The organism is Enterobacter sp. UPMP701, assembly GCF_053709515.1.
On record NZ_JBSKJN010000003.1, the window covers coordinates 558,925 to 565,405 of the forward strand.

Sequence of the window (6,481 nt, forward strand, 5' to 3'; positions counted from 1 at the left end):
ACAAACTGTTTATTATCGGGGTTGTGATGACGACGAACACTCATTTCAGAGGTGATGCATTGAAAAAGGTTTGGCTTAACCGTTATCCCGCAGATGTGCCTGCGGAGATCAATCCTGACCGTTATCAATCCCTGGTGGAATTATTTGAACACTCGGTACGGCGTTACGCTGACCAGCCCGCGTTTGTGAACATGGGCGAGGTGATGACGTTCCGTAAGCTTGAGGAGCGTAGCCGGGCATTTGCCGCTTATCTTCAGGAAGGGCTGGGGCTGCAAAAAGGGGACCGCGTTGCGCTGATGATGCCGAACCTGCTGCAATACCCGGTGGCGCTGTTCGGCATCCTGCGTGCCGGAATGATTGTTGTTAACGTCAACCCACTGTATACGCCGCGCGAGCTGGAGCACCAGTTGAACGACAGCGGCGCGGTGGCAATTGTCATTGTTTCCAACTTTGCCCACACGCTGGAAAAAGTGGTAGAGAAGACCCAGGTGAAACACGTCATCCTGACGCGGATGGGCGATCAGCTTTCCACCGCCAAAGGGACGCTGGTTAACTTTGTCGTTAAATACGTCAAACGTCTGGTACCTAAATACCATCTTCCGGATGCCATCTCCTTCCGCAGCGCGCTGCACGCGGGCTATCGCATGCAGTACGTCAAGCCGGAAGTGGTCTCAGAAGACCTGGCCTTCCTGCAATACACGGGCGGCACCACCGGCGTGGCGAAAGGGGCGATGCTGACCCACCGCAACATGCTGGCGAACCTCGAACAGGTAAATGCGACCTACGGGCCGCTGCTGCATCCGGGTAAAGAGCTGGTGATCACTGCGCTGCCGCTGTATCACATTTTCGCGCTGACCATGAACTGCCTGCTGTTTATCGAGCTGGGTGGTCAAAACGTACTGATCACAAACCCGCGAGATATTCCGGGGCTGGTGAAAGAGCTGGCAAAATACCCGTTCACCGCCATGACCGGGGTGAATACTCTGTTTAACGCCCTGCTCAACAACAAAGAGTTCCAGCAACTGGATTTCTCCACGCTGCACCTGTCCGCGGGCGGCGGTATGCCGGTCCAGCAGGCGGTGGCCGAGCGCTGGGTGAAGCTTACCGGGCAATATCTGCTGGAAGGCTATGGCCTGACGGAATGTGCCCCACTGGTCAGCGTCAACCCGCATGACATCGACTACCACAGCGGTAGCATTGGTCTGCCGGTCCCGTCGACGGAAGCAAAACTGGTGGATGATGAGGATAACGAAGTGCCTCATGGCGAGCCGGGCGAGCTGTGCGTCAGAGGGCCGCAGGTGATGCTGGGTTACTGGCAGCGGCCTGATGCGACCGATGAAATCATCAAAGACGGCTGGCTGCATACCGGCGATATTGCGACGATGGATGACGAAGGCTTCCTGCGCATCGTCGATCGCAAAAAAGATATGATCCTGGTGTCCGGCTTCAACGTCTATCCGAACGAAATCGAAGACGTGGTGATGCAGCACAGCGGCGTACTCGAAGTCGCGGCGGTGGGGGTTCCTTCCGGCAGCAGCGGTGAAGCGGTGAAGATATTTGTGGTCAAGAAAGATCCTTCTCTCACCGAGGAAGCGCTGATAACGTTTTGTCGCCGTCAGCTGACGGGCTATAAAGTGCCGAAGCTGGTGGAATTCCGCGATGAGCTGCCGAAATCCAACGTCGGGAAGATATTACGACGAGAATTACGTGACGAAGCCCGTGCCAAAGTAGACAATAAGGCCTGAGCTACACGTTAATCGCCCAGACGCCGGTTAAGCCGGCGTTTTTTATGGGCGCAAACAAAAGAGAATCCGATTTGAATTACCAGATGATCACCACCAACGACGAGCTGGCTTCGCTGTGCGAAGTGACGCGCGACTTTCCCGCCATTGCCCTGGATACCGAGTTTGTCCGTACCCGGACGTACTATCCGCAGCTGGGTTTGATACAGATGTACGACGGTAAGCACGTCTCGCTGATCGACCCGCTCGGCATTACCGACTGGACGCCGATGCGTGACCTGCTGCTCGATACTGCGGTAACGAAATACCTGCACGCGGGCAGTGAAGATCTGGAAGTCTTTCTGAATACCTTTGGCATTATGCCTCAGCCGCTGATTGATACGCAGATCCTCGCGGCATTCAGCGGCCGTCCGCTGTCGTGGGGCTTTGCCGCCATGGTGGAGGAGTATACGGGTCTGACGCTGGACAAAAGCGAATCCCGTACCGACTGGCTGGCGCGCCCGCTTACCGAGCGTCAGCTGGAATACGCGGCGGCAGACGTGTTTTACCTGCTGCCGATTGCCGGACAGCTGATGAAAGAGGCGGAAGCCTCCGGCTGGCTGTCTGCCGCGCTGGACGAGTGTCGCATGACGCAGCAGCGTCGTCAGGAAGTGGTCGACCCGAAAGACGCCTGGCGTGATATCACCAACGCCTGGCAGCTGCGTACCCGTCAGCTGGCCTGCCTGCAACTGCTGGCGGACTGGCGCCTGCGCAAAGCGCGTGAGCGCGATCTGGCCGTTAACTTTGTGGTGCGTGAAGAGCATCTCTGGGCGGTCGCGCGCTATATGCCGGGTAGCCTGGGCGAACTGGACAGCATCGGGCTTTCCGGCAGCGAGATCCGTTTCCACGGTAAAACCCTGCTGGCGCTGGTCGCTAAAGCGCAGGCGCTGCCGGAGGATGCGCTGCCTGAGCCGCTGCTGAACCTGATGGATATGCCGGGCTATCGCAAAGCGTTTAAGGATATCAAAGCGCTGGTGCAGGATGTCGCCACGGAAAGCAAGCTGAGCGCTGAGCTGCTGGCGTCACGCAGGCAGATTAACCAGCTGCTGAACTGGCACTGGAAGCTGAAACCGCAGAATGGCGTGCCGGAACTGATGGCGGGCTGGCGCGGGGTATTGATGGCCGATCGCCTGAATACGCTGCTGGAAGGTTATCCGCGATAAAAAATATGCCGGGCGATATACCCGGCATATTCCCCCGGCGGCGCTGCGCTTACCGGGGCTACGACACCACGAATCTACGGACGCGACTCTTCCGCTTCCGGGAGCGTTACGTTCAGCTCCAGAATCGAAATATCCCCGTCCTTTTGCTCCAGCTGTACGGTGACCATCTCCGGGTCAATCTGCACGTACTTACAGATCACTTCCAGAATGTCCTTGCGCAGCTGCGGCAGGTAGTGAGGCTCGGCGTCGCTACGACGACGCTCCGCAACGATGATTTGCAGGCGTTCTTTTGCGATGTTGGCGGTGCTTTTTTTCCGCGAGAGAAAAAAGTCCAGTAATGCCATAACTTATCCTCCGAACAGGCGTTTGAGGAAACCTTTCTTCTCTTCTTCAATGAAGCGGAAAGGACGTTCTTCTCCCAGCAGACGGTCAACGGTATCGGCGTAAGCTTTACCTGCATCTGCCGTTGTATCAAGGATCACGGGCTCGCCCTGGTTAGAGGCGCGTAACACGGACTGATCTTCCGGGATAACGCCAACCAGTTTAATGCGCAGGATCTCCAGCACGTCTTCCATGCTCAGCATGTCACCTTTGTTTACGCGACCCGGGTTATAGCGGGTCAGCAGCAGGTGCTCTTTGATCGGATCCTGACCATTTTCCGCACGGCGGGATTTCGAGGCCAGAATACCGAGAATACGGTCGGAGTCACGCACGGACGAGACTTCCGGGTTGGTGGTGATGATCGCTTCATCAGCAAAGTAGAGCGCCATCAGGGCACCGGTTTCGATGCCTGCAGGGGAGTCACAGACGATGAAGTCGAACTCCATTTTTTTCAGCTCGTCGAGCACCTTTTCCACGCCTTCACGGGTCAGGGCGTCTTTATCACGCGTCTGCGAAGCCGGAAGAATGAAGAGGTTCTCGGTGCGCTTGTCTTTAATCAGCGCCTGGTTCAGCGTGGCATCGCCCTGAATGACGTTCACAAAGTCATATACGACGCGACGCTCACATCCCATGATGAGGTCGAGGTTACGCAGACCGATATCGAAGTCGATAACGACGGTTTTCTTTCCCTTCTGGGCCAAACCAGTAGCGATGGCCGCGCTGGAGGTGGTCTTGCCAACGCCTCCTTTACCCGAAGTAACAACAATAATGCGTGCCATAGAAATTCCTTGTTAAAAAGGGATCAATTCAACGGTTGAACGGTCAACGCGTCGTCTGCCAGAAGCAGGCGAGCCGCTTTGCCATAAAATTCAGCTGGGATCTTGTCGCTCAGCCAATATTCACCTGCGATGGACACCAGCTCCGCCGTCAGGTGAGTACAAAATATTTGCGCGTCCCGATCGCCACTTGCGCCCGCAAGCGCACGTCCACGCATCATACCGTAAACGTGAATATTGCCATCTGCAATAAGCTCTGCGCCAGCGCTGACGTGGCTTGTAACAATCAGATCACAGTTTGGTGCATAAATGCGCTGACCGGAACGAACCGGCACATCAATCATTCGCGTTTTTGTGATAGCGGTAACGTTTTGCGCCGCAGGAGGGGGCGTTGGCACGGCCGCGGGTGTTACACGTGGGGCTTTTTCTTTGCCTTCATTAAGCAGCGGCAGCCCCGCACGGTCGATTTCTGCTTTTAGCCCGGTATCTTTGCAGCCGCTGATGCCGACAATACGCAGCCCGGTGGAAGAGACCGCCTGCTGGAGAAGTTTCCAGTTAACCGGCGCCTCGAGACCGCTGACGTTGATGACAACAGGGGCGTGTTTCAAAAAGGCGGGAGCCTGGGCGATTTTGTCTTCTAACGCCTGACGAATAACCTCGGGTTTTGCATCATGCAAATGTACCACTGATAAGGTGAAGCTACTGCCTTTAAGCTCGATGGGCGTGTTTGACATCCTGGCCTTACTCAATTTGCTATTAACCGCAACCATTCGCTGCGATATTCCGAAGAGTATCAGGCATGTTATAGTCAGGAGTATATTGAGGCAAGCAACCACCCATTAATTCAGAGTAAAAACATGTTTTGTGTGATCTACAGAAGTACAAGCCGTGACCAGACCTATCTTTATGTCGAAAAGAAAGACGATTTTTCACGCGTGCCGGAAGAATTAATGAAAAACTTTGGCCGACCACAGCTGGCAATGCTGCTGCCGCTGGATGGCCGTAAGAAACTGGTGAACGCCGATCTGGAAAAAGTGAAAACGGCGTTAGCCGAGCAGGGCTATTATTTACAGCTTCCACCGCCGCCTGAGAATTTATTAAAACAGCATCTTGAGGCGACCGGGAAAAAATAGTCTCAGCTGTTTTCGGGCGTAACACATCAACCGATTAGGGGTCGAGCATGTATCAACATCATAACTGGCAAGGTGCATTACTGGATTATCCCGTCAGCAAAGTGGTCTGCGTGGGCAGCAACTATGCGAAGCATATTCAGGAGATGGGCAGCGCAACGCCAGAAGAGCCGGTCCTGTTTATTAAACCCGAGACGGCGCTATGCGACATTCGCCAGCCGCTGGCGCTGCCGCAGGGGCTGGGATCGGTGCATCACGAAGTAGAGCTTGCCGTGCTGATTGGCGCCACGCTGCGCCAGGCTTCCGAAGAGCATGTCGAGAAAGCGATTGCCGGCTACGGCGTGGCGCTGGATCTGACCCTGCGTGACGTGCAGGGCAAAATGAAGAAAGCGGGACAGCCGTGGGAAAAAGCCAAAGGCTTTGATAACGCGTGTCCGATTTCTGGCTTCGTTCCGGTAAGTGAATTTACTAACGATCCGCAGAACACGCCGCTCAGTCTGAAGGTTAACGGCGAGATCCGCCAGCAGGGGACTACCGCTGATATGATACACAAGATCGTCCCGCTGATCGCCTACATGAGCCGTTTCTTCACCCTGAAACCGGGCGATGTGATCCTCACCGGCACGCCGGAAGGTGTGGGCCCGCTCGCCAGCGGCGATGAACTGGAGGTCGGTTTTAACGGCCTGTCGCTAAAAACCCGCGTGCTGTAACCGCATCTTGCCGCCTGAAGAGGGCGGCAAAACTTGCAACAACGTGCCAGACTCGTTATAAGGTGCGCTTTCTTTTGACGTGTGGACATCCTGATGAACGACATCCCTTTCTGGCAAAGCAAAACTCTCGACGACATGACCGACGCGGAATGGGAATCCTTGTGCGATGGCTGCGGCCAGTGCTGCCTGCACAAGCTGATGGATGAAGAGACGGACGAAATCTATTTCACCAACGTCGCCTGCAAGCAGCTGAACATCAAAACCTGCCAGTGCCGCAACTATGAGCGCCGGTTTGAATATGAACCGGACTGCATCAAATTAACCCGTGAAAACCTGCCGACCTTTGAATGGCTGCCGCACACCTGCGCGTATCGTCTTCTGGCGGAAGGGAAAGATCTGCCGAAGTGGCATCCGCTGCTGACGGGCTCAAAGGCGGCGATGCACGGCGAGCGTATCTCGGTGCGCCACATTGCGGTGAAAGAGTCCGAGGTGCGGGACTGGGAAGACCACATTATGAATCACCCGAATCGGTGACAATAA

8 protein-coding genes are annotated in these 6,481 nt (G+C 55.5%); 5 read left to right on the top strand and 3 right to left on the bottom strand.

The window, feature by feature from the left end:
* Positions 1–59 precede the first annotated feature (59 nt).
* Entirely contained in the window at positions 60–1,745 is a 1,686-nt protein-coding gene (gene fadD / locus ACWKXT_RS11495) for a long-chain-fatty-acid--CoA ligase FadD (RefSeq protein WP_454532483.1), read from the top strand.
* A gap of 71 nt (positions 1,746–1,816) precedes the next feature.
* Positions 1,817–2,944, top strand: coding sequence for a ribonuclease D (rnd, locus tag ACWKXT_RS11500; RefSeq protein ID WP_454527912.1), 1,128 nt, complete (start codon positions 1,817–1,819; stop codon positions 2,942–2,944).
* A gap of 74 nt (positions 2,945–3,018) precedes the next feature.
* On the opposite strand, the gene minE is transcribed toward rnd, so the two are convergent.
* Genes minE through minC form a run of 3 tightly spaced genes read right to left on the bottom strand, consistent with a single transcriptional unit; the run spans position 3,019 to position 4,835 of the window.
* Positions 3,019–3,288, bottom strand: a complete 270-nt coding sequence (minE, locus tag ACWKXT_RS11505) for a cell division topological specificity factor MinE (RefSeq protein WP_010432714.1) — start codon at positions 3,286–3,288, stop codon at positions 3,019–3,021.
* Positions 3,289–3,291: 3 nt separating this feature from the next.
* Positions 3,292–4,104: a septum site-determining protein MinD gene (minD, locus tag ACWKXT_RS11510; protein WP_028013522.1), complete on the bottom strand. Its 813-nt coding sequence runs from the start codon at positions 4,102–4,104 to the stop codon at positions 3,292–3,294.
* A 23-nt stretch (positions 4,105–4,127) separates the two neighbouring features.
* Positions 4,128–4,835 (bottom strand): septum site-determining protein MinC, encoded by a 708-nt coding sequence (minC, locus tag ACWKXT_RS11515; protein ID WP_454527738.1) that lies wholly within the window; start codon positions 4,833–4,835, stop codon positions 4,128–4,130.
* A 123-nt stretch (positions 4,836–4,958) separates the two neighbouring features.
* Between minC and ACWKXT_RS11520 the strand changes: the two genes are divergently transcribed.
* The 3 genes from ACWKXT_RS11520 (at position 4,959) to ACWKXT_RS11530 (ending at position 6,475) form a co-directional block, all read left to right on the top strand.
* Positions 4,959–5,234 carry a YcgL domain-containing protein gene (locus ACWKXT_RS11520; RefSeq protein WP_023336061.1) on the top strand — a complete coding sequence of 92 codons (276 nt, stop codon included), beginning with the start codon at positions 4,959–4,961 and terminating at the stop codon, positions 5,232–5,234.
* A gap of 47 nt (positions 5,235–5,281) precedes the next feature.
* Positions 5,282–5,941 (top strand): fumarylacetoacetate hydrolase family protein, encoded by a 660-nt coding sequence (locus ACWKXT_RS11525; RefSeq protein ID WP_454527737.1) that lies wholly within the window; start codon positions 5,282–5,284, stop codon positions 5,939–5,941.
* Positions 5,942–6,034: 93 nt separating this feature from the next.
* On the top strand, positions 6,035–6,475 hold the full coding sequence (locus ACWKXT_RS11530) for a YcgN family cysteine cluster protein (protein ID WP_454527736.1): 441 nt from the start codon (positions 6,035–6,037) through the stop codon (positions 6,473–6,475).
* Positions 6,476–6,481 lie beyond the last annotated feature (6 nt).